29 protein-coding genes are annotated in these 24,191 nt (G+C 69.2%); 17 read left to right on the plus strand and 12 right to left on the minus strand.

The features are described 5' to 3' along the window. Positions 1 to 24: 24 nt before the first annotated feature. From L2Z93_RS04085 to L2Z93_RS04095, 3 genes are read right to left on the minus strand one after another with little or no spacing between them, the layout of a single operon-like run. Complete coding sequence (locus L2Z93_RS04085; RefSeq protein ID WP_090589251.1) at positions 25 to 246, minus strand: exodeoxyribonuclease VII small subunit; 222 nt, start codon at positions 244 to 246, stop codon at positions 25 to 27. Then, positions 236 to 1,498 carry an exodeoxyribonuclease VII large subunit gene (xseA, locus tag L2Z93_RS04090; protein ID WP_090589252.1) on the minus strand — a complete coding sequence of 421 codons (1,263 nt, stop codon included), beginning with the start codon at positions 1,496 to 1,498 and terminating at the stop codon, positions 236 to 238. Before xseA ends, L2Z93_RS04085 begins: the two co-directional genes overlap by 11 nt. Beyond that, on the minus strand, positions 1,495 to 2,061 hold the full coding sequence (locus tag L2Z93_RS04095) for a lipid droplet-associated protein (protein WP_090589253.1): 567 nt from the start codon (positions 2,059 to 2,061) through the stop codon (positions 1,495 to 1,497). Before L2Z93_RS04095 ends, xseA begins: the two co-directional genes overlap by 4 nt. A gap of 81 nt (positions 2,062 to 2,142) precedes the next feature. Here L2Z93_RS04095 and L2Z93_RS04100 point away from each other — a divergent pair, with 81 nt between their 5' ends. Continuing rightward, a complete protein-coding gene (locus L2Z93_RS04100) occupies positions 2,143 to 3,144 on the plus strand; it encodes a 4-hydroxy-3-methylbut-2-enyl diphosphate reductase (RefSeq protein ID WP_090589254.1) in 1,002 nt (333 codons plus the stop codon). 35 nt (positions 3,145 to 3,179) lie between these two features. Here the strand turns inward: L2Z93_RS04100 and L2Z93_RS04105 are convergent, their stop codons facing one another. After that, on the minus strand, positions 3,180 to 4,469 hold the full coding sequence (locus tag L2Z93_RS04105) for a DUF6542 domain-containing protein (RefSeq protein WP_090589255.1): 1,290 nt from the start codon (positions 4,467 to 4,469) through the stop codon (positions 3,180 to 3,182). A 104-nt stretch (positions 4,470 to 4,573) separates the two neighbouring features. Here L2Z93_RS04105 and ychF point away from each other — a divergent pair, with 104 nt between their 5' ends. From ychF to L2Z93_RS04120, 3 genes are all read left to right on the plus strand, one after another. Continuing rightward, entirely contained in the window at positions 4,574 to 5,653 is a 1,080-nt protein-coding gene (ychF, locus tag L2Z93_RS04110) for a redox-regulated ATPase YchF (RefSeq protein WP_090589256.1), read from the plus strand. 136 nt (positions 5,654 to 5,789) lie between these two features. Continuing rightward, positions 5,790 to 6,074: a type II toxin-antitoxin system Phd/YefM family antitoxin gene (locus tag L2Z93_RS04115; protein WP_090589257.1), complete on the plus strand. Its 285-nt coding sequence runs from the start codon at positions 5,790 to 5,792 to the stop codon at positions 6,072 to 6,074. Continuing rightward, positions 6,071 to 6,334: a type II toxin-antitoxin system RelE family toxin gene (locus L2Z93_RS04120; RefSeq protein ID WP_090589258.1), complete on the plus strand. Its 264-nt coding sequence runs from the start codon at positions 6,071 to 6,073 to the stop codon at positions 6,332 to 6,334. Before L2Z93_RS04115 ends, L2Z93_RS04120 begins: the two co-directional genes overlap by 4 nt. Here L2Z93_RS04120 and L2Z93_RS04125 read toward each other — a convergent pair. After that, positions 6,297 to 6,803: an SRPBCC domain-containing protein gene (locus tag L2Z93_RS04125; protein WP_090589259.1), complete on the minus strand. Its 507-nt coding sequence runs from the start codon at positions 6,801 to 6,803 to the stop codon at positions 6,297 to 6,299. The genes L2Z93_RS04120 and L2Z93_RS04125 overlap by 38 nt on opposite strands. A 218-nt stretch (positions 6,804 to 7,021) precedes the next feature. Between L2Z93_RS04125 and L2Z93_RS04130 the strand changes: the two genes are divergently transcribed. Next, positions 7,022 to 7,489, plus strand: coding sequence for a DUF1877 family protein (locus L2Z93_RS04130; RefSeq protein ID WP_162561929.1), 468 nt, complete (start codon positions 7,022 to 7,024; stop codon positions 7,487 to 7,489). Between the two features lie 28 nt (positions 7,490 to 7,517). Further along, the gene (locus tag L2Z93_RS04135; RefSeq protein WP_090589261.1) at positions 7,518 to 7,910 is read left to right on the plus strand and encodes a type II toxin-antitoxin system VapC family toxin; all 393 of its coding nucleotides are present in this window, start codon (positions 7,518 to 7,520) and stop codon (positions 7,908 to 7,910) included. 25 nt (positions 7,911 to 7,935) lie between these two features. Here L2Z93_RS04135 and L2Z93_RS04140 read toward each other — a convergent pair whose 3' ends face one another. Beyond that, positions 7,936 to 9,126: an alpha-hydroxy acid oxidase gene (locus L2Z93_RS04140; RefSeq protein ID WP_090589362.1), complete on the minus strand. Its 1,191-nt coding sequence runs from the start codon at positions 9,124 to 9,126 to the stop codon at positions 7,936 to 7,938. A gap of 38 nt (positions 9,127 to 9,164) precedes the next feature. Then, positions 9,165 to 9,284 carry a helix-turn-helix domain-containing protein gene (locus L2Z93_RS19415; RefSeq protein WP_090589262.1) on the minus strand — a complete coding sequence of 40 codons (120 nt, stop codon included), beginning with the start codon at positions 9,282 to 9,284 and terminating at the stop codon, positions 9,165 to 9,167. A 202-nt stretch (positions 9,285 to 9,486) separates the two neighbouring features. Between L2Z93_RS19415 and L2Z93_RS04145 the strand changes: the two genes are divergently transcribed. Genes L2Z93_RS04145 through L2Z93_RS04155 form a run of 3 tightly spaced genes read left to right on the plus strand, consistent with a single transcriptional unit; the run spans position 9,487 to position 11,123 of the window. Beyond that, positions 9,487 to 9,822, plus strand: a complete 336-nt coding sequence (locus tag L2Z93_RS04145; protein WP_128111804.1) for a hypothetical protein — start codon at positions 9,487 to 9,489, stop codon at positions 9,820 to 9,822. Positions 9,823 to 9,834: 12 nt separating this feature from the next. Further along, a complete protein-coding gene (locus L2Z93_RS04150) occupies positions 9,835 to 10,392 on the plus strand; it encodes a VOC family protein (protein WP_090589264.1) in 558 nt (185 codons plus the stop codon). Then, complete coding sequence (locus tag L2Z93_RS04155; protein WP_090589265.1) at positions 10,389 to 11,123, plus strand: aminoglycoside 3'-phosphotransferase; 735 nt, start codon at positions 10,389 to 10,391, stop codon at positions 11,121 to 11,123. The genes L2Z93_RS04150 and L2Z93_RS04155 overlap by 4 nt, the downstream gene beginning before the upstream one ends. Positions 11,124 to 11,175: 52 nt before the next feature. On the opposite strand, the gene L2Z93_RS04160 is transcribed toward L2Z93_RS04155, so the two are convergent. Both L2Z93_RS04160 and L2Z93_RS04165 read right to left on the minus strand, forming a co-directional pair. Further along, a complete protein-coding gene (locus tag L2Z93_RS04160; RefSeq protein ID WP_090589266.1) occupies positions 11,176 to 12,249 on the minus strand; it encodes a DUF4185 domain-containing protein in 1,074 nt (357 codons plus the stop codon). A 55-nt stretch (positions 12,250 to 12,304) separates the two neighbouring features. Further along, positions 12,305 to 13,012 (minus strand): SDR family oxidoreductase, encoded by a 708-nt coding sequence (locus tag L2Z93_RS04165; RefSeq protein WP_234786158.1) that lies wholly within the window; start codon positions 13,010 to 13,012, stop codon positions 12,305 to 12,307. Positions 13,013 to 13,127: 115 nt separating this feature from the next. Here L2Z93_RS04165 and L2Z93_RS04170 point away from each other — a divergent pair, with 115 nt between their 5' ends. Together L2Z93_RS04170 and L2Z93_RS04175 are read left to right on the plus strand one after the other, a co-directional pair. Further along, positions 13,128 to 14,345: a WS/DGAT/MGAT family O-acyltransferase gene (locus L2Z93_RS04170; RefSeq protein WP_090589268.1), complete on the plus strand. Its 1,218-nt coding sequence runs from the start codon at positions 13,128 to 13,130 to the stop codon at positions 14,343 to 14,345. 23 nt (positions 14,346 to 14,368) lie between these two features. Next, entirely contained in the window at positions 14,369 to 15,178 is an 810-nt protein-coding gene (locus L2Z93_RS04175) for a crotonase/enoyl-CoA hydratase family protein (protein WP_090589269.1), read from the plus strand. A gap of 60 nt (positions 15,179 to 15,238) precedes the next feature. Here the strand turns inward: L2Z93_RS04175 and L2Z93_RS04180 are convergent, their stop codons facing one another. Next, positions 15,239 to 16,036 carry a fasciclin domain-containing protein gene (locus L2Z93_RS04180; RefSeq protein ID WP_090589270.1) on the minus strand — a complete coding sequence of 266 codons (798 nt, stop codon included), beginning with the start codon at positions 16,034 to 16,036 and terminating at the stop codon, positions 15,239 to 15,241. A 275-nt stretch (positions 16,037 to 16,311) separates the two neighbouring features. Between L2Z93_RS04180 and L2Z93_RS04185 the strand changes: the two genes are divergently transcribed. After that, positions 16,312 to 16,836 (plus strand): gamma carbonic anhydrase family protein, encoded by a 525-nt coding sequence (locus tag L2Z93_RS04185; RefSeq protein WP_090589271.1) that lies wholly within the window; start codon positions 16,312 to 16,314, stop codon positions 16,834 to 16,836. On the opposite strand, the gene L2Z93_RS04190 is transcribed toward L2Z93_RS04185, so the two are convergent. Further along, positions 16,833 to 17,642: an enoyl-CoA hydratase gene (locus tag L2Z93_RS04190; RefSeq protein WP_090589272.1), complete on the minus strand. Its 810-nt coding sequence runs from the start codon at positions 17,640 to 17,642 to the stop codon at positions 16,833 to 16,835. The two genes, L2Z93_RS04185 and L2Z93_RS04190, sit on opposite strands and share 4 nt — an antisense overlap. 128 nt (positions 17,643 to 17,770) lie before the next feature. Here L2Z93_RS04190 and L2Z93_RS04195 point away from each other — a divergent pair, with 128 nt between their 5' ends. Beyond that, a complete protein-coding gene (locus L2Z93_RS04195; RefSeq protein WP_090589364.1) occupies positions 17,771 to 18,859 on the plus strand; it encodes a CaiB/BaiF CoA transferase family protein in 1,089 nt (362 codons plus the stop codon). 11 nt (positions 18,860 to 18,870) lie between these two features. After that, the gene (locus L2Z93_RS04200) at positions 18,871 to 19,845 is read left to right on the plus strand and encodes an NAD(P)H-dependent flavin oxidoreductase (protein ID WP_090589273.1); all 975 of its coding nucleotides are present in this window, start codon (positions 18,871 to 18,873) and stop codon (positions 19,843 to 19,845) included. A 362-nt stretch (positions 19,846 to 20,207) separates the two neighbouring features. Here L2Z93_RS04200 and L2Z93_RS04205 read toward each other — a convergent pair whose 3' ends face one another. Further along, a complete protein-coding gene (locus L2Z93_RS04205) occupies positions 20,208 to 20,333 on the minus strand; it encodes a hypothetical protein (protein ID WP_090589274.1) in 126 nt (41 codons plus the stop codon). Between the two features lie 229 nt (positions 20,334 to 20,562). Here L2Z93_RS04205 and L2Z93_RS04210 point away from each other — a divergent pair, with 229 nt between their 5' ends. The 3 genes from L2Z93_RS04210 to L2Z93_RS04220 are packed head-to-tail and all read left to right on the plus strand — an operon-like array spanning position 20,563 to position 24,190. Next, positions 20,563 to 22,860 (plus strand): MMPL family transporter, encoded by a 2,298-nt coding sequence (locus L2Z93_RS04210; protein ID WP_090589275.1) that lies wholly within the window; start codon positions 20,563 to 20,565, stop codon positions 22,858 to 22,860. Continuing rightward, positions 22,857 to 23,549 (plus strand): TetR/AcrR family transcriptional regulator, encoded by a 693-nt coding sequence (locus tag L2Z93_RS04215; RefSeq protein WP_090589276.1) that lies wholly within the window; start codon positions 22,857 to 22,859, stop codon positions 23,547 to 23,549. The genes L2Z93_RS04210 and L2Z93_RS04215 overlap by 4 nt, the downstream gene beginning before the upstream one ends. Continuing rightward, positions 23,546 to 24,190, plus strand: coding sequence for a class I SAM-dependent methyltransferase (locus L2Z93_RS04220; protein WP_090589277.1), 645 nt, complete (start codon positions 23,546 to 23,548; stop codon positions 24,188 to 24,190). Before L2Z93_RS04215 ends, L2Z93_RS04220 begins: the two co-directional genes overlap by 4 nt. The last annotated feature ends 1 nt before the right edge of the window (position 24,191 follow it).

Here is a 24,191-nt window from a genome sequence, read left to right on the forward strand (position 1 = left end):
CCGACCCTATCGTCGCCGACCCGCTCAGTCCTGCTCGGCGGCGCCTGCCAGAGTGTCCTCGACCCGGCGGCGGGCTCCCGCCAACTGCTCGTCGCACCGCTTGGCCAGCGCCTCGCCGCGCTCCCACAGCGCCAGCGAGTCGTCCAGGCTCAGCCCGCCGCGCTCCAGGGTGCTGACCACCTCGATCAGTTCGTCGCGGGCGGCCTCGTAACCGAGTTCGCTGACGGGGGTGGGCTCATTGGCCATGGTCTGCTCCGTTCTCCGAGGTCTGAGGAACGCCGTCGCTGCGGGCCGCGACCGACCCGTCGTTCACCCGGATCCGCAGCGACGTCCCGGCCGGCGCGTCGGCCACCGAGCGCAGCACCCGATCTCCCGCGGTCACCACCGCGTACCCGCGAGCCAGCGTCGCGGCCGGCCCGAGGGTGGACAGTCGGGCCGAAAGGTGGCCCACCCGTTCGGATTCCGCGTCGATGAGCCGGGTGATGTCGCGACGCAGGGCGCGCCGCGACCGGCCGATCTCCTCACCGCGGGCGGACAGCGACGCCAGCGGATCGGCCAGCACCGGGCGGGTGCGCAACCCGGTGAGTGTCCGCTGCTCACGCTCCACCCACTGCCGCAGCGCCCGCACACTGCGGCGGCGCAGGTCGACCACCAGCGCGCGTTCGGCGGCGGCGTCCGGGACGATGCGTTTGGCCGCGTCGGTCGGGGTGGCGGCGCGCAGGTCGGCGACCAGGTCGCACAGCGGGTTGTCCGGTTCGTGGCCGACGGCGCTGACGATCGGGGTGACGCACGCGGCGATCGCCCGGCACAGCGTCTCGTCGGAGAACGGCAGCAGGTCCTCGACGCTGCCGCCGCCGCGGGCCAGCACGATCACCTCGACAGCGGGGTCGGCGTCGAGTTCGACCAGGGCGGAGACGATCTGGGCGACCGCGGTCGGACCCTGCACCGCGGTGTTGCGGATCTCGAAGCGCACCGCCGGCCAGCGGCCGCCGGCGACCGCGACGACGTCGTGTTCGGCGGCGCTGGCGCGCCCGGTGATCAGGCCCACCACCGACGGCAGGAAGGGCAGCGGCCGCTTCAGACGCGGGTCGAACAGACCCTCGGCGTCCAGCAGTCGGCGCAACCGGTCGATACGGGCCAGCAACTCGCCGATCCCGACCGGGCGAATCTCGTTGACCCGCAATGAGAATGTGCCACGCCCGGTGAAAAAGTTAGGTTTGCCGCAGACCAGCACCCGGGCGCCTTCGGTCACCGGGACCGCGGCGCCGGCCACCAGCTCGCGCGGGCAGGTCAGCGTCAGCGACATATCCGCCGCCGGATCACGCAGCGTGATGAACGCGGTCCGGGTGTTGGGGCGGATGCTCAGCTGGGCGATCTGGCCCTCCACCCACACGCTGCCCAGCTTGTCGATCCAGGCGGCGACCCGGGTCGACACGGCGCGCACCGGGAACGGGTTCTCCGGAGACTGGCCCGGACTGCCCGGTGCGGGTGCGCTCACTTCGCGGAGGCGCGGGTGATCCTGTTGGCCAGCAGAGTCTGGAACGGGGCGCGGGCCTTGCCGGCCTCCTCGTAGTTCAGCAACTGCTCAAGCTCGTCGACGCTCAGCGACTGCAGCCGCGAGCGCAGCTGCGCCAGGGTCAGCTCGTCGTAGTCGATCTCGACGGCCACCGGCGGGGCGGTGCGGTCGGCGGGCGCGGCGGTGGCGGACCGCTCGGCGCGGGCGGCCGCCGCGGCGTCCTCACCGGAGACCGAGTACAGCGCGAAGCGGCCCTCGGTGCGCGGCTCGGCGGGCTCCGCCGGGGCGCTCGCGGGCGAATCGTCCTCGTCGAAGACCGCCCACTCGGCCTGCTCGTCGGTGGGCGGGAACAGCGCCTCCAGGGTGGCGTCACCGCGGATGACGAAATCGGCCAGATCCTGCTGCAGCTTCATGACCAGCTGCGCCAGCTGGCTGGCCAGGGTCATCGGGGCCATCAGGATCGTCTGGGGGAGCTTCTTGGTCTCGTCGACGGCGGTGACGGCCACTCCGACCAGCAGTCGAACGCCATATGGTGCGCTACTCATGGCCTTCAGCGTATACGGCGGTCAGCTGCCGCCGTCGCTCTCGGTGGTGCTGGTTGGGCTGGGGAAAGTACCCTGGAGGACATGCCGCCAACTGTGAACATGGGGATTCCCGGCGCCTCGCGGGCGGTGGCCACCCCCGTGGAGGGCAAACGGGTGCTGCTGGCCGAGCCGCGCGGGTACTGCGCCGGGGTGGATCGCGCCGTCGAATCGGTGGAACGGGCGCTGGAGAAGTTCGGCGCGCCTGTCTATGTGCGCCACGAGATCGTGCACAACCGGCACGTGGTGGAGACCCTGGCCCGCGCCGGCGCGATTTTCGTCGACGAGTGCGATGAGGTGCCCGAGGGCGCGACCGTGGTGTTCTCCGCGCACGGCGTCGCGCCGACGGTGCACGAGGACGCCGCCGAGCGTGACCTGAAGGTCATCGACGCGACCTGCCCGCTGGTCACCAAGGTGCACAACGAGGCCAAGCGCTTCGCGCGCGACGACTACGACATCCTGCTGATCGGCCACGAGGGCCACGAGGAGGTCGTCGGCACCGCCGGGGAAGCGCCCGACCACGTGCAGGTCGTCGACAATCCGGACGCCGTCGACAACGTGACCGTCCGCGACGAGAACAAGGTGATCTGGTTGTCCCAGACCACGCTGAGCGTCGACGAAACCATGGAGACGGTGCGTCGACTGCGCGAGAAGTTCCCGACGCTGCAGGATCCGCCGAGCGACGACATCTGCTACGCCACCCAGAACCGGCAGGTCGCGGTCAAGGCGATGGCGCCGGAGTGCGATCTGGTGATCGTGGTGGGCTCGCGCAACTCGTCGAATTCGGTTCGACTGGTCGAGGTGGCGTTGAATGCCGGAGCGCGGACGTCCTACCTGGTCGACTACGCCGAGGACATCGATCCGGCTTGGCTCGACGGGGTGGTCTCCATCGGCGTGACCTCGGGCGCCTCGGTGCCCGAGATCCTGGTCCGCGGGGTGTTGGACCGGCTCGCCGAGTACGGCTTCAACACCGTGCAGCCGGTGACGACCGCCAACGAAACGCTGGTGTTCTCGTTGCCGCGCGAGATCCGCGCCGCCCGCCGCTGACCTGACCTGACCTGTTCGGGCGGGCGAAAGACGCGCTACTGCTCGCGGCTGTGCCGCGCCCGGCGTGGCCGGGGGTCGACATCGGGGTCCTCACCGTCGCCGCGGTAACGCACCCGCGACACCGGATGGTGGTTCTCCCCGGGCTGCGGCGCCGGCCGACGGCGCGGCGGCTCGCCTTCCAGGTACGGATTGGGGCGCCGACGTGGCTCACCCTGGGCCTCGGCCGCGCGACGGCGGCCCTGACCGGGCTCGGGAGAGTCCGCGCGGCTGCGACGGCCCTCGCCGGGCCGGTAGCCCTCCGGCGGGCGGTACCCCTCCGGCGCGGGCCGATACCCCTCGCGGGGGCGGTACCCCTCCGGGGCCGGACGACGGTACTCGCCGCGGCTGCGACGCCCGTCCTCGGCGGCCGGCCGACGCGCCCCGTCGGCGGGGGGCCGGCGGCGGGGCTGATAACCCTCGTGGTCGACGACGTGGCGCGGCGCCCGCGGATCGGCGTCCCGGGGCGCGCGACGACGTGGTTCGGCGGCGCCCTCGTATCCGTCGGGGCCGGCGGCGGGACGGCGGCGGCGCGGCTCGTAGCCCGGCTCGTCGTCGGCGTAGCGGCGCCGGCGACGCGGTTCCTCGCCGGTCTCCTCGGCGCCGGGCCGGTTGTGCCGGGAGCGCGCCGGTCGCTCGGCGCCGCGACGCCGCTGCGACTCAGCGGTCGCCCGGCTGGCGCGTTTGGGTCGAGCCGGCGTCTCGTCGTCCTCGCCGTCCCCGCGAATGGACGTGAAGGCCTTGCCGATGGCCGCGCCCGCCGCGCCGAGCAGCGCGGCGATCTTGGCGCCCGCCGCGGCGCCGAACTCCGCGACGGCGCCCGACGGCTCGGCGGGCTCGCCGTCCTCGGTGGCGTGCGCTGGTGTTAGCGCCCAGCGGGCGATGCCGATGAGCAGCACCACCACCGCGGTGCCGAACATCAGCAGGAAGCGTTCGATCAGCGGGTATCCGCAGTTGATCAGGATGTCCTTCAGGCCGTTGATATCGGCGTGGTGGAAGACGTAGTACGCGGTGGGCACCGCGACGAAGAGGATCAGCGGCGGTTGCACCACGGCGGTGAACAGCCCGGATCGCCGCACCGCGAGCACCGCGGCCAGACACCCGGAGAAGTACATCGCCGAGAACATGGTCGTCAGGTTCGAGCCGTCGACCAGGCCGTCGAAAGTGATTCCGACCAGCGTCGCTCCGACCGCGATGACGATCGCGCCCCACCACGGCACGCCCAGAATTCCGGGGTGCGCGGCGGCGTCTTCGGGCGCAATGGGCGGCCCTGATCGCTGCGCGGACATGGGTAGACCCTAACTGCTGTTACTCGCAGCCGATGGCATGGTCGGCCACGCGTCGGACCGCGGCGGGGCTGGTGGCGCCGACGACGGCATAGACTCTTACACCCGTGAGCCTGAACCTGGGAATCGTCGGCCTGCCGAACGTCGGGAAATCGACGTTGTTCAACGCCCTGACGAACAATGACGTGCTGGCGGCCAACTACCCGTTTGCGACCATCGAGCCCAACGAGGGCATGGTGTCGCTGCCCGATCCGCGGCTGAATGTGCTGGCCGAGATATTCGGGTCGCAGCGGATCCTGCCCGCCCCGGTGCGCTTCGTCGACATCGCCGGCATCGTCAAGGGCGCCTCCGAAGGCGCGGGCCTGGGGAACAAGTTCCTGGCCAACATCCGGGAGTGCGACGCGATCTGCCAGGTGGTCCGGGTCTTCTCTGACGACGACGTGGTGCACGTCGACGGTCGGGTCGACCCCCGCTCGGACATCGAGGTCATCGAAACCGAGCTGATCCTGGCCGATATGCAGACCCTGGAGAAGGCGGTGCCGCGGCTGGAGAAGGAGGCCCGCAACAACAAGGAGCGCAAGCCGATCCTCGACGCCGCGCTGGCTGCGCAGACGGTGCTGGACACCGGCAAGACGCTGTTCGCGGCGGGCAAGTCCGTGGACACCGCGGCGCTGCGCGAGCTGAACCTGCTGACCACCAAGCCGTTCCTGTACGTGTTCAACGCCGACGAGTCGGTGCTCGGCGATGAGGCGAAGATCACCGAGCTGCGCGAACTGGTCGCCCCCGCCGACGCGGTGTTCCTGGACGCCAAGATCGAGGCCGAGCTCGCCGAACTGGACGACGAGTCCGCGCTGGAGCTGCTGGAGTCGATCGGTCAGACCGAGCGTGGCTTGGACGCGCTGGCCCGCGCCGGCTTCCACACCTTGGCGCTGCAGACCTATCTGACCGCCGGGCCCAAGGAGGCCCGCGCATGGACCATCCACCAGGGCGACACCGCGCCCAAGGCGGCCGGGGTGATCCACTCCGACTTCGAGAAAGGCTTCATCAAGGCCGAGGTGGTCTCCTTCGACGACCTCAAGGAATCCGGATCGATGGCCGCCGCCAAGGCCGCCGGCAAGGTCCGGATGGAGGGCAAGGACTACGTGATGGCCGACGGGGACGTGGTCGAGTTCCGGTTTAACGTGTAGCGTTATTGACGGAGTGGTGCCGCTCGCCCTTCTGGGTCCGTGATCCGCCCTGCGCCTCGGCGCGATCAGCAATCCGTGATTGACCTCGTTCGCCTACTGCCGCGGCGCTCGCGATTATCGCGCTAGAATTTTGTACATGACCACGTTGCCGATTGCCGAGGTGCGAGCCAACCTGTCCAAATTGGTGGACGAAGCCGTGCGCACGCATCAGCGGGTCGAGGTCACCAAGAATGGGCGCCGCGCCGCCGTGCTGATCAGCGCCGACGACTACGACTCCCTCATGGAGACCCTCGAAATTCTCGGTGATCGAGAAGCGATGGACGCCCTCCGCGAGGCGGACGCCGATATCGCGGCCGGCCGGGTCTACCCGCTTGACGAGGTGGAAGCCGAACTCCGCGCGAAGGGCATCATCGGTTCATGACCTACCGGGTCGAACTGACTCGACGCGCTCGGCGAAGTCTGTCCGAGGAGCTTCCCGAGGTTGTCGCCGCGGCTTGCTGGGAGTTCATTCGTGGCCCGCTCGCCGAGAACCCGCATCGGGTCGGCAAGTGCCTGCGCGACGAGTTGGCCGGCCGCTGGTCAGCGCGGCGTGGGGATTTCCGGGTCGTCTACGAGATTCATGAGAACGTCGTCGTCGTCCGGGTCATTGACGTTCGACATCGTCGTGACGCTTATCGGTGACGGCACGTCGATCCAGGGAGGCGGCCACCGATTCGAGCCTCCCGAGTAGTTCGCGGGCGCCGGCTTCGGCGTGGGATTCCTCGAGGTGCTTTCGCCGGTCTTCATCGGTCGCGTAGTAGGACAGCCACGACACCCTGGTCAGCTTGGGGTCGCGCGGATCGCTTGCGATGAGCACGACCGTGCGCGACGGGGACAGGCCCCACTCGACGGATCCTCGGTGCGCGTATTCGATTCTTGAGGGCAGGTCGACAATTTGGAAGTCGTACACGTTGGAGAATTCGGCGCCATCGGGGGATCGCATGACGATGTCGAGCACACCGCCGTCGGTGAATCGGAGCTCGCGAACTGTGCTGGTGAACCCTGCTGGGCCCCACCACTGTTCGATGGTCTCGGGGCTCGACCACGCTGACGCGACGGCTGCGGGGCTTGCCGTCAAGACTTGTGTGACTTCGAGATCTGGCGCCGTCATATATGTGGATTGACGCTACGCCGCCCTCGCGAGCGACGCGCAAGAGCGCCATCACTTCTAGCTTATCGGGTCGGAATCTGTGGACAACTCAGCCGCGTATTCGCCGGTTATCCACAGAATGCGGGGACGGCCTGGTGGCGGGCGCTCCCGGTGATCAGGCTTGACTCATGGGAATTCGGTATTACGCACACGCAAACAACGCAGCTGAAGCGGAGCCGGTGGAGGGTCCGGCCACCGCGGTCAGCGATGATCCATGGGGGTTCGCGCCCGGCTCACTCGGGGTTCTCGACGCCGGTTTCGAGGAAGAGGAAGAGGAATACGATTTCGAACGCGACACGCTCTACCTCGACAAGGCCTGGAGTCTCCTGGAACGCGTGACCAGACCGCAATTCGGGGAGTCGGCCCGGCCGGCACACCGGATGTTCGACGGGCACCCCACCATGACGAAAAGGGGGGACTACGTGCCATTCGTGCGGGTGCTGACCCCGGCGGAGGTGTCGGCGGCCGCCGCGGATATCGCCGAGCTCAGCGACGCTGAGGTCGCCGAGCGGCTGGGTCCGGAGGCGCCCTTCGGGACCACGCGCAGTGACGACGTGGAGTACGCGCTGCAGTATCTGCGGGATGCGCGTTCCTTCATGGCCGACCTCGCCGCCCGAGGTCGGGGGATGACCTACACCATCGGGTGACCGGAACGTCGCCCGGCGAACCGACGTCGTGTCCGAAGCTCTGCGGGCGCGACCTGATCCCCGCGTCGTCTCATGGCTGGAGTCGTTGACCGGAGGCGTCGGGATCAGCGCAATCACGCTGGCGGAGTTGGTGGCGGTGGTGCGCCGGCTGCCGGATGGCCGCCGCAGATCGGTGCTGAGCTCCGCCATCGACGCTGCGGTGGCGCCCTATCGGGAGGCCGGCGCGGTGCTGCCGCTCGACGATGTCGCCGCCGACCGCTATGCCGACGTGCTCGTCGCGCGAGAACGCGCTGGTTTGCCGATCACCATGGCAGATGCTCAAATTGTCGCGATCTGCCTGGCGCGCGGAGCGTCGTGCGCGACGAGGAACGTGAGGGACTTCGACCACACCGGGGTCACGCTGATCGACCCCTGGCGTTGAATCCTCCCGTTGCGACGTCGAGGGGTCAGCGCGCCCGCGGGGTGAGCCGCTCGAGCTGGGTCACATGCTCGGGGGTGAGTTCGTCGAGTGAGGTCACCCCGAGCAGCCGCATGGTGCGCTCGATCTGGTCGGAGAGAATCTCGATCGCTCGGCGAACACCCGCCTCGCCGCCGGCCATGAGGCCGTAGAGGTACGCGCGTCCGATCAGCGTGAAGCGGGCGCCCAGCGCGACCGAGGCCACGATGTCGGCGCCCGACATGATGCCGGTGTCGATGAGAATCTCGGTGTCCTCGCCGACCTCGCTCACCACTGACGGCAGCAGGTGGAACGGGATCGGGGCGCGGTCCAGCTGACGCCCACCGTGGTTGGACAGCACGATGCCGTCGACGCCGAGGTCGGTCACGGCCTTGGCGTCGGCGACCGTCTGGATGCCCTTGACCACGAGCTTTCCGGGCCACTGCTCCTTGATCCAGGCGAGGTCCTCAAACGTCACGGTCGGGTCGAACATGGTGTCCAACAGTTCTGCGACGGTCCCGGACCACCGGTCGAGCGACGCGAACGCCAGCGGCTCGGTGGTCAGGAAGTCGATCCACCACTGCGGACGCGGGAGGGCGTTGAGCACCGTTTTCGCGGTCAGCGCGGGTGGGATGGACATCCCGTTGCGTTTGTCCCGGAGCCGGGCGCCCGCGACGGGAACGTCGACCGTGACCAGCATGGTGTCGTAGCCGGCCTTCGCCGCGCGCTCGACCAGGGCCATCGATCGATCGCGGTCCTTCCACATGTACAGCTGAAACCAGTTGCGGCCGTGCGGGTTTGCCGACTTCACATCCTCGATCGAGGCGGTGCCCATGGTGGACAGCGAAAACGGGATGCCGGCGCTGCCTGCGGCGCGGGCGCCGGCGTACTCGCCCTCGGTCTGCATCATCCGGGTGAAGCCGGTGGGCGCGATGCCGAACGGCAGTTGCGATCGGCCGCCGAGGATGGCGCACGAGGTGTCGACCTTCGAGACGTCGCGAAGGATCGCGGGATGGAACTCGATGTCGCGGAACGCCTGCCGCGCCCGCTCGATGGACAACTCCTCCTCGGCTGCGCCGTCGGTGTAGTCGAATGCGGCCCGGGGCGTGCGGCGCCGGGCGATCGCGCGGAGGTCCTCGATCGTGAGAGCCGCGTCCAGCCGGCGCCGGGTGGCGTTCAACTGGGGCTTCTTGAACCGCATCAGCGGGGCGAGGTCGTGCGGCTTGGGGATGGTGCGTTTCACGGTGGGCCCTTTCTGGACGGACGACGGGATCGGAGGTACAGGCCGGTCACGTCGGAGATGCGCGAGAGTCGGTAGTACAACGTCGTGCGGTGAACGTGCAGGTTCGCCGACGCCACCGCCGCCGATCTGGCTGGGGCGCGACGAACTCAGGAGCAACGGCCACGTTGGGCATGGCTTAAAACTACGCTTGCACGCGCACGTCATGGGTCGCGTCCGAGACGCCATCGAGCTTGCGAAGTCGTCATGCGCCCCGGGGGCTGGGAACGGCGGATATGATCCGCGCATCACCGGGGTCGGGCCCAAGATCTGAGGAACAACATGACATCGATTCGATTTGCCGGGCTCGCCCTGGCGCTGGCTGGCGCGTCGATGGCGTTCGCCGCCCCGGCCAACGCCGATGCCCTCGGCGGAACCTACTCGGTCCAGGGTGACGCGCTGCAGGAAGGTGGCTTCACCTGGCAGTTCGTCTCCTGCGGCCCGGATTGCGTGAGCGTCGACGGCGGCGCCAACGGCCAACTGACGCGCAAGGGCAGCCTCTGGACCGGGGTCACCAACGCCGGTTGCAACACCGCGATCGACGAGAACACCCTGAGTGGCACCTACGAGTGCCCGCTGCTGCCCGCCTTCCCGATCCAACTGACCAAGATCGGCTGACCGGAGGGCCTGATGCGCTGGCGCGGAGTCTGTCACGTCGAGTTCGCGGTGCTGGCCTACGACGAGTCGCTCAAGTTCTACGACGCGATGCTCGGCTGGCTGGGCTACAGCAGCTTCTCGTCACTGAACATGGAGTACCAGTCCGTCTACTACATGACGCGAAACCACTTTCCTCAGCACAGTTACATCGGCATTCAGCCGGCGCGCAGCGGAGAGAAGTTGACGCACAGCGACCAGGCGGTCGGCATCAATCACATCGCGCTGTGGGCGCGCAGCAGGCGGGAGGTCGATCGCTTCCACCGGGATTTCCTTGTCGCCCAGGGGATTCCGGTGACGGACCCGCCCCGGGACTACCCCCAGTACACCCCCGGTTACTACGGGGTGTTCTTCGATGACCCGATCAACGGCATCCACTGGGAGCTGGCATGGGTGCCGAAGATCCCGTCGCCCCGGCAGGCCTGGGCGAGCTACAAGGCGCTGCGTGGATTCGCCCGCAGTCGCGCGGACCTGGCGAACTCGGTTCCGGGAATCGCGCTGCAGGCCCGGCGATCGTTGCCGCGACGCGGGTGAGCGGATCGACAGTTTCGGCCGATGGCGACGACGTGGCGTTTCACGGGCAGGTCCGAGACCTCGCCGGCGGCGCCGAGGTCGAACTCGTGTGGCGAAATGAGCTCGGCGGACTCACCTTTCGCACGCTGGGCGAGGCTCGGGGGCGCTACATCAAATGGCAGCCCACCGCCGGATTGACGGCCGCGCAGTGCGGCGATGTCGATCTGGTCAGAGAAGCCGAAAAGCTCCGCTGGGCCGGCTGTTACGTCCCAGTCCCGAGGGTCATCGACTGCGGCGCCACTGTCGACGGGCTCTGGCTGGTCACCGCGGCGATCGACGCGACCTCGGCCGTCGACCCGCGGTGGCGCGACCGGCCCGAAACCGCTGTGCGCGCAATCGCCACCGGTTTGCGACGGCTGCACGACACCCTCCCCGTCGACGAATGTCGCTACCGCGACACCTGGATCCCGCCGGGAACGCGCACGCCCGAACCGGATCGGCTCGTGGTCTGCCATGGCGACCCATGCGTGCCGAACACCCTGCTGGACAACGAGGGTCAGTTCACCGCGCACGTGGACTTCAGCCGACTCGGCGTCGCAGACCGCTGGGCGGACCTGGCGATCGCCACCGCGAGCATCAGCTGGGACTTCAACTTCGGCGGGAACTACGACGAGCTCTTCTTTGAGGCGTATGGAGTGGCGCCCGACGCCGAACGGATCCGGTTCTATCGGGAGCTTTGGGACGCGCCCTGAGCCCGCAGAGACCGCAGCGGTGTCGCCTGTCGATTCGCGGGGACGCCCTGACCTAGCTCAGTCGACCAGGCCGAGCCGCAAACTGCACCACCCGGTAGGCCGAGTTGTTCGACGTGATCCACTGGCTGACAAAGAGATTCACGTTCTCACACGTGGACGTGGGCAGAATGTAGCCGCCGTAGGGCTGCAGCAATGACGTCGGTTCGGCGCCGTGGTCGTTATGCGCGACCACCATCGGGTCGCAGTCGCTGAAGATCCGAACGGGATCGCGACCGACCCGCAATTCGACCTGCCACACCCCGCGGGCGCTATTGAACCCGGACAGCACCGGGCGGCCGGCCAGGCGGCGAAAACTCAACTCCCCGAAGTTCGTGCGGCTGACGGCGAACGTCGCGACCGAACCCGGCTCTCCCCAATCGGCGCCGTCCCACGGCTGCCAGGCGCCCCGATCGGCGACCTGCGGGCCGTCGACCCGGTACATCGTGACGGGCCGGGACCGGTCGAACGCGTCGGCGAGGATGTACACCATTCCGTCGGGATCCTGGTATCCGCTGAGCTGAGTCGGGTGACTCGCAGCCGCCGTGCCCGGATGCGGATTCGCCCGCCCGGGAACGGAATTCGGCGCCCACGGCCGCCACGAACCAGGGATCGGCGTCCACCCGTCCGTCGGATTGTCGGTCACGCGCACCAGCCAGGACCCGCCGACCGGGTTCAGGTCGACGGCGCCCACCACCAGCATGTAGGTGGTCCCGTCGAGCATCTCGATGCTGCCCGACGGCAGGGTGTTGGTCAGCCCCGCCTGCGCCGGGCGCGGGAAGAGCGCATCGTGGCTCGGCCCGTTGAGTGGTGTGCCGAAGGTTGGGAGCCCGTCGATATCCAAGACAACCGGCACCGCCACCGACGGGTAATGCGTGCCCGCGTAGACGGTGTGCCCGGTGAAGGAGTCCCCGAAGATCGCCAGGTGGCGTCCGGCGGGTGTGCGAACCACCTCGCCGAGGTCCAGCGCGCCGATCCCTGGAACGCCGGGATGGCTGCCGGTGCCGGCCACCACTCCGCGATTGCGGACCTGCCCGGGCATCAACTGCGTCGAAGCGACCAGCGCCTCGCGCGGTGAGTGTTTGCCCAACCCTTCGCCCCCTCCCCGAGGCCGGTGAATCAGCGTTCGGCGATGAACCGCCGTGTCACCGACATGTCCCGGTCGCCGAGGCCGGCCTCGACGATCTCCTCGAACGCCGCCGACAAGGCCGGCAGCAGGACGGCGCGGGTGCCGGTCGACTCGGCCACCTCGGCGCCGGAGCGCAGATCCTTGACCATGTACTGTTGAGCAGCGGGGTGACCACGGGGCCCGGCTGCACGGCGCCGACCCGCACTCCGAACTCGGCGACCTGCCGTCGGACGGTGTGCGTGAAGGCCTGCACGGCGTGCTTGGACGCGGTGTAGATCGGTTCGGCCCGCACCGGCTCGACGCCCGCCACCGAACTGGTCATGACGATGTCGCCCTCGCCGCGCTCGGTCATGTAGCCCAGGACCGCGTGCACCGTGCGGAACGCCGCGTTGATGTTCAGGTTCAGCATCCGGTCCCAGCTGTCGGGATCCTGGCCCACCACTTCGCCGCCGACGTAGGACCCGGCGTTCGCGTGGAAGATGTCGAGTTGGCCCGCGGTTTCCAGGATCCGCGGCAGCATGGTCGCGACGTCGCCGGGATCGGTGAGGTCGACGCGCACGCCGAACGCGCCCGCCCCGAGCTCGGAGCAGGCTCGGTCCAGGGCGGCGGCGTCGTAGTCGACCAGCGCGACCCGCGCGCCGGCGCCCGCCATCGCCTTCGCGCAGGCGAGGCCGATGCCCGACGCCCCGCCGGTGACCGCCGCGACCTTGCCCTCGAGTTCCATCGACACAGTTGCCCTCTTCTCTTCTGATGGCCACGCGGATTTTGAAACGTCACAGTACGCAGAAACCCGTTGGCTACTGTCGGGTTTCGTGACAGCCGATCGCCGAGCCGCGCCGATGGCCGCGGTGGACGCGCAGACCTACTGGATGTCGGCGAAGATCCCCAGCGACGAGTTCCTGCTGTACGCGTTCGACGGGGTGGTCGACACCGACGCGGCGACCGCGGAGTTGCTCCGGCGAGCCCGGGCCTGCCCGGACCTGAGCCAACGAGTCGCCGATGATCGGTGGTGGGCCTATCCGCGCTGGGCGCCGGCCGCCCTGCGCGCCGACCAGGTCCGGGTGCGCGAGGCCGGCCTAGACTGGGCGGGCTGCCTGGACGCGGTCGCGGGGTTGACGTCGGACCAGCTCGACGCCCGCGAATCCGCTTGGCGGGCACATGTTTTCGCCCCGGTATCCGGGGCGCCGAGTGCGGCCGGACCGGCCACGGTGCTGGTGCTGCAGGTGGCACACGCGCTGGCCGACGGCTCTCGGGCCGCGCAACTCGCGGCCTGGCTACTCGGCCGGCCCGCGCCGGTCCCGGCCATCGCCGAGCGTCGGCGGGGGTCGCTGCTGCTGCGCAGCATGGTCGCAGCCCGGGCGCACCGGCAGTTGGTTCGCGATCTGGACGCCGGCGCGCTCCCGCCGCCGCCCGAACCGCGGTCGCTGCTGGCGACCAACGCGGCCCCGTCCGGCCGGTCGCGGCTGCGCACGCTGGTGGTGCCCCGGCACGCGCTCAACCGCGGACACACTGTCACAGTCGGGGCGCTGCTGGCCGTCGGCGATGCGCTGGCGCAGCAGCTGGGCGAGGCAGCCGGGCTGTCCGCCGAGGTGCCGCTGCGAAAACCCGGCATCCGCCACGCGCGCAACCACTTTCGCAATGTGTCGATCGCGCTGCGGCCCGAACTGCCGCGGTCTGAGAGGGCCGAGTTGTTGGCCGCGCAGCTGTCCGCCGCGCGCCGGCGCGCTGAGCACCCGGCGGCCCGTGCCGAAGCCGACGCCCTGGCCGCCGTGCCGGCGCCACTGCTGCGTTGGGGGGTGCGCCAGTTCGACGCGACGGTTCGCGCCTTGGCGGTCAGCGGCCACACCGTGGTGTCCAGCGTGGACCGCGGCGACAAGGACCTGCGCTTCGGCGGGGCGTCGGTGCTGCTGACGGCCGGGTACCCGGCGCTGTCGCCGATGATGAGCCTGACCCACGGCGTGCACGGCATCGGCGACACGATCGCGCTCAGTGTGCACGCCGGCGGCGATTTCGACATCGACGGATACCTGGCCCGACTTGCGACGCGGCTGCGCTAAACCGCCGGGCTAGCCTCAGCGATATGACAACCACCGAGAATCCCGCCACCGAACCCGCCGTGTTGGTCGAACGCCGCGGCAACGTCATGGTGATCACGCTGAACCGGCCTCAGGCGCGCAACGCGGTCAACGGCGCCGTCAGCTCCGGACTCGGCGACGCGCTCGAGCAAGCTCAGGAAGACCCCGGAGTGTGGGCGGTCGTGCTCACCGGGGCCGGCGACAAGTCGTTCTGCGCCGGCGCCGATCTGAAGGCGCTCTATAAGGGCGAGAACCTGTTCCACCCGACGCGGCCGGACTGGGGTTTCGGTGGCTACGTCAGCCACGTGATCGACAAGCCAACCATCGCCGCGGTCAACGGCACGGCGCTCGGCGGCGGATCGGAGCTCGCGCTGGCCAGTGACCTGGTGGTCGCCGAGGAACGCGCTCAGTTCGGGCTGCCGGAGGTCAAGCGCGGTTTGATGGCCGCAGCGGGCGGAGCGTTCCGGATCATGGACCACCTGCCGCAGAAGGTGGCGCTGGAAATGGTGCTCACCGGGGATCCGCTGACGGCCGCCGACGCGCTGCGCTGGGGCCTGATCAATCAGGTGGCGCCCGACGGGACGGTGCTCGACGCGGCGATCGCGCTGGCCGAGCGGATCACCGTGAATGCGCCGCTGGCCGTGCAGGCCAGCAAGCGGGTGGCGCTCGGCGTCGACGACGGTCGGATCGCCGGAGATGATCGGCGTTGGGCCCGGTCCAACCGCGAGATGGCCGCGCTGATGCAGACCGCCGACGCGATGGAGGGACCGCTGGCGTTCGCGCAGAAACGCGCGCCGGTTTGGCAGGCCCGCTGACCCGGACAGACAAATCGGCCCGGCTGCTCAAATGAGCGGCCGGGCCGATTCGGTTGGTGCTTAGTTCTCGCCCTCGGTGGCGGCTTCCTCGGAAGTCGTCGCCGCGGCGGACTCCTCGGTGGTGGCCTCTTCGCCGCTGGCCGGGGCGGCCGACTCGGTCGCGGAGGTCTCCTCGGTCGGGGTCGCCTCGGTGGTGGACTCCGCCGGAGCCTCAGTGGTGGAGGTGGCCGTCGGCTCGCCCTCGTAGGCGGGCTGCGAGCCGGCCGGGTCCAGCACGGTGTCGATCATGTAGATCTGAGCGTTCTGCGCGGTGATGCCGCCGCAGGTCACCTTGGCGACACCGTCGACGGTGATGTTGTCACCCTTGCCCTCGATGGTGAGCTGGCGGCCCTCTTGCGAGGTCATCTTGCCCTGAACCGTCTTGGGGGTCAGCAGGCCCAGCGCCATGTGGTAGTAGACGATCGAGTACAGGTACGGGGTGTCGGTCTTCAGGGCTTCCATGGTGGCCGGGGCCAGCTTGGCGAAGGCGTCGTTGGTCGGCGCGAACACCACGTACGGGCCGTTGTCCAGCACCGCGGCGATGTTGACCTCGGGGTTCAGCCCACCGGAGATGGCCGAGCTGAAGGTCGACAGATCCGGGTTGTTGGCGATCGCCTGCGAGGCCGGGACGGTGGCCATCGAGGTGAAGGCAGCCGAGCCGGACGGGTGGGCTTCCTTGTAGGCGCCACAGGCCGGGCCCTCGGGCTCGCGCGGGGGCTTGGGATCGTCGGCGTTGGCGATCCCCATCGGCAGGGCGACGGTCAGCGCGACCGCTGCGGTGAACGCGCCGAAGGTCTTGCGGCTGTTGTGGATCCTCATCGTCGAGCTGTCTCCTTGTTGCTGTTGAACGCTGATGCTATTGAAACGCTGTTGCTGTCCAACACTGTTGTCGGACACTGCGCACTATGTCGTTCTGATAACGACCGTTGTTACCGCCGCAGCGTGTTTTGTCGCGCCGAACCGGGTCGACACGTTCGGCGAAACCGGTCAACCGGACGCGCCAGATCGAGATAAATGGTACGCACAGGGCCGCTGACGGCCCAAAACCCGCAGTTCAGGCGGACGTTTGACGTCACGTTCTACGATCGGTGGCTATGTCTGAGCCGCTGATCCGAAGTGTCGGAAATCGCACCCCGAAATTGCATCCGGAATCCTGGGTCGCCTCGACCGCGAATGTGGTCGGCGACGTGACGCTGGAGGCACGGGCCAGCGTCTGGTACGGCGCGACGGTGCGCAGTGAACTCGAACCGGTCGTGATCGGCGCGGGCTCCAATGTCCAGGATGGCGTCGCGGTGCACACCGACCCCGGATTTCCGGTGACCGTAGGCGAGGGCGTCAGCGTGGGTCACAACGCGGTGCTGCACGGCTGCACCGTCGGCGACGGCGTCCTGGTCGGCATGGGCGCGGTCGTGCTCAACGGCGCGGTGATCGGCGAGGGCTCGCTGATCGCGGCGGCGGCGTTGGTGCCGCAGGGGATGGTCGTCCCGCCGCGGTCATTGGTCGCCGGGGTGCCGGCCAAGGTCCGTCGCGAGCTCAGCGACGAGGAGGTCGCGGCCAATCGGCACAACGCGCTGGGCTATGAGCACCTGCTGGTCATGCACCGGGACGCCCAGGACTAGCAGTCGGTGAACTTCGGCGCGCGCCGCTCCAGGAACGCGGCGATGCCCTCGCGCTGGTCGTCGGCCTGCAACAGCCGGTGCTGCCAGGCCGTTTCCCGGGCGATGGCGGCGTCGAGTTCCGGCAGCGCGGCGGCGTTGATGGCCAATTTGGTGTTGCCGTAGGCGACCACCGGTCCGGCCAGCAGCCGACTGACCAGCTCGTCGGCAGCGGCCGGCAACTCCTCGGCGGGGTGGACGGCGGCGATCAGGCCGGCCGCCAGCGCGTCGGCGGCGTGCAGCCGTTCGGCCAGCAGCGCCATCTTCATGGCCCGGGCCCGTCCCACCGACGCGGCGACCAGCGCGGTCGCGCCGCCGTCGGGCATCAGGCCGATCTTGGTGAAGGCCAGCAGGAAGTAGGCCTCTTCGGCGGCGATCACCAGGTCGCAAGCCAGCGCGAGTGACACCCCGATGCCGGCGGCCGGTCCCTGCACGACGGCCACCACCGGCCGGGGCAGGTCGATGATGGCCCGCACCGCGCGATTGCCTTCGATCAGCACGTCCAGTGGCGGCGGCGCCTCGGCGCCCTCGGGCCGGCTCAGACCGGCGCCGGAGCTGAAGCCGCGTCCCGCGCCGCCGAGACGCACCACCCGGACCCGCGGATCGGTCGCGGCCGCCTCCAGCGCGTCGGCCAGACCGGCCACCACGGGGGCGGTCAGAGCGTTCAGGGTTTCGGGCTGATTCAGGGTCAGCGTGAGCACGCCGGCGGTCAGTTCGACCAGCAGTCCGTCGACGGGTGGCAGGGCGGCGATTCCGGATTTCGCGGGCATTCGATCACCCTACGTAATCAACCGATCGGTTGGTAGGTCTATCCACCAATCGGTTGGTTGGCTATGGTGACATGATCGCCGGAGGATATCGTCGACGTCCGGCGGCGAACCTCGGAAAGGTGGAACAGGTGGCGGGACCGCTGCAAGGCCTGCGCGTCGTGGAACTGGCCGGTATCGGCCCCGGTCCGCACGCGGCGATGATCCTCGGCGACCTCGGCGCCGACGTCGTCCGGATCGATCGGCCGTCTAAAAGCGCGGCGCCCGAACGTGACGCCATGCTGCGCAACCGCCGCTCGGTCACCGCGGACCTGAAGTCCGACGACGGGCGTGAGCTCGCGCTCAAGCTGATCGCCAAGGCCGACGTGCTGATCGAAGGGTTTCGGCCCGGGGTCGCCGAGCGGTTGGGCCTGGGTCCGCAGGACTGCGACGCGATCAACCCCCGGCTGATCTACGCCCGGATGACCGGCTGGGGGCAGGATGGGCCGCGGGCCCAGCAGGCCGGCCACGACATCAACTACATCTCGATCAACGGCCTGCTGCACGCCGTCGGCCGCAAGGGGGAGCGGCCGGTGCCGCCGCTGAACATCGCCGGCGACTTCGGCGGCGGATCGATGTTCCTGCTGGTCGGCATCCTGGCCGCGCTCTACGAGCGACAGAGTTCGGGGCGGGGCCAGGTCATCGACGCCGCCATGGTCGACGGCTCGTCGGTGCTCATCCAGATGATGTGGGCGTTCCGCGCCACCGGCATGTGGACCGACGAGCGTGGCGTCAACTTCCTCGACACCGGTGCTCCCTGGTACGACACCTACGAATGCGCCGACGGCCGCTACGTCGCGGTCGGCGCAATCGAGCCGCAGTTCTACGCCGAGTTGCTGGCCAAGCTCGAACTCGACCCGGCCGAACTGCCGTACCAGATCGACCCCACCGGGTTCCCGAAGCTGCGCGAGGTCTTCACCGAGCGCTTCCGGAGCCACGACCGCGACCACTGGGCAGAGGTGTTCGCCGGCTCGGACGCCTGTGTGACGCCGGTGCTGGCCTTCAACGAGGTCTGCGAAGAACCGCACATCGCCGAACGTGACACCTTCTACGACGCCGGGACCTACGGGCTGCAGCCGCGGCCGGCCCCTCGGTTCTCGCGCAGCACCCTGGACACTCCGACCCCGCCACGAGTTCGTGGTGAAGACACTGAGTCGGTGCTGGCCGACTGGGATCAATAGAAAGGCTTGCCATGGCATTGAAGACGAAGTTCACCGAAACCTTCGGAGTTGAGCACCCCATCGCCCAGGGCGGGATGCAGTGGGTCGGCCGGGCCGGATTGGTCGCCGCCGTCGCCAACGCCGGCGGTTTGGGGTTCCTGACCGCGCTGACCCAGCCCACGCCGGCCGACCTGGCCAACGAGATCGCCAAGACCAAGGACCTGACCGACAAGCCGTTCGGCGTCAACCTGACGATCCTGCCGGCCATCACCCCGCCGCCGTATGACGAGTATCGGCAGGTGATCGTCGATTCCGGGGTCAAGATCGTCGAGACCGCGGGCTCCAACCCGGCGCCGCACTTGCCGATCTTCCATGACCACGGGATCAAGGTGCTGCACAAGTGCACCTCGGTGCGGCACGCCGTGAAGGCCCAGTCGCTGGGCGTGGACGGCATCAGCATCGACGGGTTCGAGTGCGCCGGACACCCGGGTGAGGACGACATCCCCGGCCTGGTGCTGATCCCCGCGGCCGCCGATCAGATCGAGATCCCGATGATCGCCTCCGGCGGGTTCGCCGACGGCCGGGGGTTGGCCGCGGCGCTGGCGCTGGGCGCCGACGGCGTGAACATGGGCACCCGGTTCATGTGCACCGTCGAGTCCTGCATTCACCAGAACGTCAAGGAGGCGATCGTCGCCACCGATGAGCGTGGCACCGAGCTGATCTTCCGCCCGCTGCGCAACACCGCCCGGGTGGCGTCCAACACCGTCTCGCGCGAGGTCGTCAAGATCCTCAACGACGGAGGCCAGTTCCCGGACGTGATGGAGTTGGTGGCCGGCGCCCGGGGCCGCAAGGTCTTCGAGGACGGCGATCTGGAAGCCGGCATCTGGTCGGCCAGCACGGCGATGGGCCTGATCAACGACATCCCGACCTGCGATGAGCTGATCTCGGGAATGGTCGCCGACGCGGAATCGATCATCACCGGCCGACTGGCCGGGATGGTCGGCTGATCGCAAGCGAAGCCCGGAGCTTGCGGAGGGCTTTGCGCGGCGGGTCGGCCGCATTGGACACGGCTGATCGCAAGCGAAGCCCGGAGCTTGCGGAGGGCTTTGCGCGGCGGGTCGGCCGCATTGGACACGGCTGATCGCAAGCGAAGCCCGGAGCTTGCGGAGGGCTTTGCGCGGCGGGTCGGCCGCATTGGACACGGCTGATCGCAAGCGACGCCCGGAGACAACAAAGCGCCTGCCTCGTCGCGTGACGCGAGGCAGGCGCTGTCCGGCCAGGAAGCGCCGACGCCGGGCGGGTGTGCCGCCGGAGTCGGGCAAAGCCAGAACCGATCACCGCGCCGGGTGGCGTGGTGATCGGCTACCGCTCAGCTGGCGATGGGGTGAACGTCTTCGAGCTGCTCGGAGGTGTCGCCCTCGACCAGGAAATCACCGTGGTAGAGCGCCTCGAAATCAACCTTGATGACGTCGGCATTGGTGTCGTCGATCCACATGTACTTGAGAGTAGGTTCGACTCTTAAGGAATCTTTGAGCCCGCTCTCGGAAAACTGTGGCAATTATTACTTCCGAGTAGGGTGCGATCGGAAGTTGCGTCGCCGCCGGCCCGATGACACGCCGCGGCCAATACGTTGACCTCGATAACTTAACGGTGTTAACTACTGTCCGTTCGACCCGCCCGACGCGCCGGCGTCCCCCGATCACGGTCCACCCCAGGAGTCCCTGATGCTCAACCGCATAACCCGGCTGGCGCTGTCCGCGCCGAAGCGCGTCATCGCCGGCGCGCTGCTGCTGTTCGTGGCGGCCGCCGCCTTCGGCTTCCCGGTCGCCAAGAGCCTGTCCGCCGGTGGCTTCCAGGATCCGACGGCGCCGTCGGGCAACGCCACCCGGATCCTGTCGGAGACCTTCGGCCAGACGGATATGCAGCTGCTCTTCGTGGTCAGCGGGCCCGGTGGCCTGGCCGACGAGAACGTCCGCGCCGTCGCCGGGGACATCATGACCGCGATGAAGGAAAACGGGCACGCGCACAACATCGAAAGCCCATGGACCTCACCGCACCCGATGAACGGAACGCTGGTCTCCGCCGACGGCAATTCCGCGCTGATCCTGGCCAGCATGGACGGCGGCGAGAACCTGGCGCAGCGCTACGCCCAGCAGATCGTCGACCATGTCAACGCCGACATCCTGCCCAAGCACCCCGACGTCACCGCGCTGGCCGGCGGCGCCGCGATGGTCTACGCCCAGATCACCGCCCAGACCGAGCGTGACCTGCTGCTGATGGAGGCCATCGCGCTGCCGCTGAGCTTCGTGGTGCTGGTCTGGGTGTTCGGCGGGCTGTTGGCCGCCAGCATTCCGCTGGCCGTCGGCGGTCTGGCCATCGTCGCCTCAATGGCGGTGCTGCGGTTGATCACCTTCGCCACCGACGTGTCGATCTTCGCGCTGACCCTGACCACCGCGATGGGCCTGGCGCTGGCCATCGACTCCACGCTGCTGATCGTCAGCCGGTACCGCGACGAGATCAACGCCGGCGAGCCGATGGAGCGCGCATTGCATCGCACCATGGCCACCGCCGGGCGCACGGTGCTGTTCTCGGCCACCACGGTCGGCCTGTCGATGGCGGCGCTGGTCTTCTTCCCGATGTACTTCCTGCGGTCGTTCGCCTACGCCGGTGTCGCGGTGGCGGTCTTCGCGGCGCTGGCCTCCATCGTCGTCACACCCGCGGTCATCGTGCTGATGGGCAAGCGGCTGGACGCCCTGGACATGCGCAAACTGCTGCGCCGGCTGTTCCGCCGTCCGCCCGCCGTCGTCCAGCCCGTCGACCAGATGTTCTTCTACCGCTCCAGCCGGCTGGTGATGCGCCACGCCATCCCGGTCGGCATCGTCGGCGTGCTGTTCCTGGTCTTCCTAGGCCTGCCGTTCCTGCACGTCAAGTGGGGCTTCCCGGACGACCGCGTGCTGCCGAAGGGCGCCACCGCCCACGAGGTCGGCGACGTGCTGCGAGATCAGTTCCCCGCGCATTCGCCGAACTCGATCATCATCGTGGTCCCCGACGCCACCGAACTGCAGGCCGCGGACCTGGAGCTGTACGCGTCGCGGGTGTCGTCCACCATCGACGGCATCACCTCGGTGTCCGCGCCCACCGGGATGTTCGTCGGCGGCCTGCGCACCGCCCCGCCGTCGGCGCCCACCGGGTTCGCCGGCGGCAAGGCGTATCTGACCGCGGCCAGCTCCGCGCCCCTGTTCAGCCAACAGTCCGAAGACCAGCTCGACGCGATCCGCGCGATCACCCCGCCCAACGACGTCCCGGTGCAGATCACCGGAACGGCGCAGGTCAACCGCGACAGCGTCGACGCCATCACCTCCCGGCTGCCGCTGGTGCTCGGGCTGATCGCCGTGGTCACCTTCGTGCTGCTGTTCCTACTGACCGGATCCGTGGTGCTGCCGCTGAAGGCGCTGGTGCTCAACGTGCTGTCGCTATCGGCGGCGTTCGGCGCGCTGGTGTGGATTTTCCAGGACGGACATCTGGGCGCGATGGGCACGACGCCCAACGGAATCCTGGTCGCGAACATGCCGGTGCTGTTGTTCTGCATCGCGTTCGGGCTCGCGATGGACTACGAGGTGTTCCTGCTGTCCCGGATCCGGGAATTCTGGCTGGCCGGCAAGGGCACCGACGCGGACAACAGCGCCGCCGTCGCGCTCGGCCTGGCCCGCACCGGCCGGGTGATCACCGCCGCCGCGCTGGTCATGTCGATCACGTTCGCCGCGCTGATCGCCGCCAAGGTGTCGTTCATGCGGATGTTCGGTGTCGGCTTGACGCTGGCCATCCTGGTCGACGTCACCCTGGTCCGCGCGGTGCTGGTGCCGTCGTTCATGCAGGTGATGGGCAAGTGGAACTGGTGGGCGCCCGCGCCGATGGCCCGGCTGCACCAGCGGTGGGGATTCAGCGAGGAAGGCTTCATCCCGGCCAAGCCCAAGGTGAAGACCAAGCCGAAGGCCTCCGCGCCGGAGACCTCGTCGTCGTGACGACGCCGTCGCGACGCCGTCGGAGCCCGCGGGGTTCGGGAGAACAGCTGCGCGACGACATCCTCGACGCGGCCACCGGACTGCTGCTGGAATCCGGGCACGAGAAAGCGGTGTCCATCCGCGCGGTCGCCCAGCGGGTCGGGGTCACCCCGCCGTCGATCTACCTGCATTTCGCCGACCGTGACGCGCTGCTCGACGCGGTGTGCGCCCGCTACTTCGAGCAGCTCGACGAGCAGATGCAACGGGCCGGCGCCGGACAGAGCAATCCCCTGGAGGCGCTGCGGGCCCAGGGCCTGGCCTACGTGGCGTTCGCCGCCGCGAACCCCGAGCTGTACCGGATCGCGACCATGGGCGAGGCCCGCCCGGGCAGCGACACCGACGCGGTGCTCGGCAGCTCCGCGTTCCAGCATCTGCGCGCCTCGGTGCAGGCGTTGATGGATGCTGGGATCTACGCCCCCGAGGACGACCCCACGCCGGCGACGTTGGAGCTGTGGGCGGCCGCGCACGGCGTCGTCGCCCTGGCGGTCTCCAAGCCGTACCTGCCGTTCGGCGACCTGCTGACGTTCGCCGACCGGGTGCTGCGCGCGGCGGCGGCCGGCCAGATCGTGTTCGGCATGCTGGGCGACGACGCCACCGCCGAGGAGTTGCTGGACCGGCTCGGCGCCGGACACGGCAGGATGGCGATATGACCGCAGCCGTCGACAACCCCCTGTTCGCCCGCCTGTGGGTGGTGCTGGCCGCCCACGAGACCGCCAAGATCAAGGCGCTGCGGATGGAGAATCTGGCCGGCCTGTCCGGGCGGGTGCTGGAGATCGGCGCCGGCGCCGGCACCAACTTCGCCTATTACCCCGACACCGTCACCGAAGTGGTCGCGATCGAACCCGAGGCGCACCTGCTGGAGCACGCCCGTGCGGCGGCCGCCGCGGCGCGTATACCGGTCAGCGTGACCGAGAAGACCGGTGAGGCCCTCGCCAACGACCCGGCGGGCGATGAGCCGTTCGACGCCGTGGTGTGCTCCCTGGTGCTGTGCACGGTGTTCGAACCGGGAACCGTTGTTCGGCAGGCCTATTCGCACCTGCGGCCGGGCGGTGAGCTGCGCTATCTGGAGCACGTGGCCAGCGCCGGGAGCCGCGGCCGTGTCCAACAGGTCGCCGACGCCACGCTGTGGCCACGGCTGTTCGGAAACTGCCACACCCACCGCGACACCGAGTCGGTGATCACCGGCGCGGGGTTCGAGGTCCTGGCCGCGCGGCACACCTGGACCATGCCCCGCTGGGCGCCGGTCCCGGTGTCCGAGTTCGCCATCGGCCGCGCCGTCCGCCCTTCGTAGG

The sequence above is a fragment of the Mycolicibacterium brumae genome (assembly GCF_025215495.1).
In the GTDB taxonomy this organism is placed as follows: domain Bacteria; phylum Actinomycetota; class Actinomycetes; order Mycobacteriales; family Mycobacteriaceae; genus Mycobacterium; species Mycobacterium brumae.

Bases quoted from the DNA above. Each gene is read 5' to 3' on its own strand.
- L2Z93_RS04165 (WP_234786158.1), bottom strand. From the start codon at position 13,012: ATGGAACTCGAGGGCAAGGTCGCGGCGGTCACCGGCGGGGCGTCGGGC.
- L2Z93_RS04185 (WP_090589271.1), top strand. From the start codon at position 16,312: ATGTCTGAGCCGCTGATCCGAAGTGTCGGAAATCGCACCCCGAAATTG.
- L2Z93_RS04145 (WP_128111804.1), top strand. From the start codon at position 9,487: ATGACATCGATTCGATTTGCCGGGCTCGCCCTGGCGCTGGCTGGCGCG.
- L2Z93_RS04125 (WP_090589259.1), bottom strand. From the start codon at position 6,803: ATGACGGCGCCAGATCTCGAAGTCACACAAGTCTTGACGGCAAGCCCC.
- L2Z93_RS04220 (WP_090589277.1), top strand. From the start codon at position 23,546: ATGACCGCAGCCGTCGACAACCCCCTGTTCGCCCGCCTGTGGGTGGTG.
- L2Z93_RS04200 (WP_090589273.1), top strand. From the start codon at position 18,871: ATGGCATTGAAGACGAAGTTCACCGAAACCTTCGGAGTTGAGCACCCC.
- L2Z93_RS04105 (WP_090589255.1), bottom strand. From the start codon at position 4,469: ATGTCCGCGCAGCGATCAGGGCCGCCCATTGCGCCCGAAGACGCCGCC.
- L2Z93_RS04150 (WP_090589264.1), top strand. From the start codon at position 9,835: ATGCGCTGGCGCGGAGTCTGTCACGTCGAGTTCGCGGTGCTGGCCTAC.
- L2Z93_RS04190 (WP_090589272.1), bottom strand. From the start codon at position 17,642: ATGCCCGCGAAATCCGGAATCGCCGCCCTGCCACCCGTCGACGGACTG.
- L2Z93_RS04170 (WP_090589268.1), top strand. From the start codon at position 13,128: ATGGCCGCGGTGGACGCGCAGACCTACTGGATGTCGGCGAAGATCCCC.
- L2Z93_RS04180 (WP_090589270.1), bottom strand. From the start codon at position 16,036: ATGAGGATCCACAACAGCCGCAAGACCTTCGGCGCGTTCACCGCAGCG.
- L2Z93_RS04205 (WP_090589274.1), bottom strand. From the start codon at position 20,333: ATGTGGATCGACGACACCAATGCCGACGTCATCAAGGTTGATTTCGAG.
- L2Z93_RS04120 (WP_090589258.1), top strand. From the start codon at position 6,071: ATGACCTACCGGGTCGAACTGACTCGACGCGCTCGGCGAAGTCTGTCC.
- L2Z93_RS04100 (WP_090589254.1), top strand. From the start codon at position 2,143: ATGCCGCCAACTGTGAACATGGGGATTCCCGGCGCCTCGCGGGCGGTG.
- L2Z93_RS04085 (WP_090589251.1), bottom strand. From the start codon at position 246: ATGGCCAATGAGCCCACCCCCGTCAGCGAACTCGGTTACGAGGCCGCC.
- L2Z93_RS04095 (WP_090589253.1), bottom strand. From the start codon at position 2,061: ATGAGTAGCGCACCATATGGCGTTCGACTGCTGGTCGGAGTGGCCGTC.
- L2Z93_RS04115 (WP_090589257.1), top strand. From the start codon at position 5,790: ATGACCACGTTGCCGATTGCCGAGGTGCGAGCCAACCTGTCCAAATTG.
- L2Z93_RS04140 (WP_090589362.1), bottom strand. From the start codon at position 9,126: ATGCGGTTCAAGAAGCCCCAGTTGAACGCCACCCGGCGCCGGCTGGAC.
- L2Z93_RS04210 (WP_090589275.1), top strand. From the start codon at position 20,563: ATGCTCAACCGCATAACCCGGCTGGCGCTGTCCGCGCCGAAGCGCGTC.
- L2Z93_RS04175 (WP_090589269.1), top strand. From the start codon at position 14,369: ATGACAACCACCGAGAATCCCGCCACCGAACCCGCCGTGTTGGTCGAA.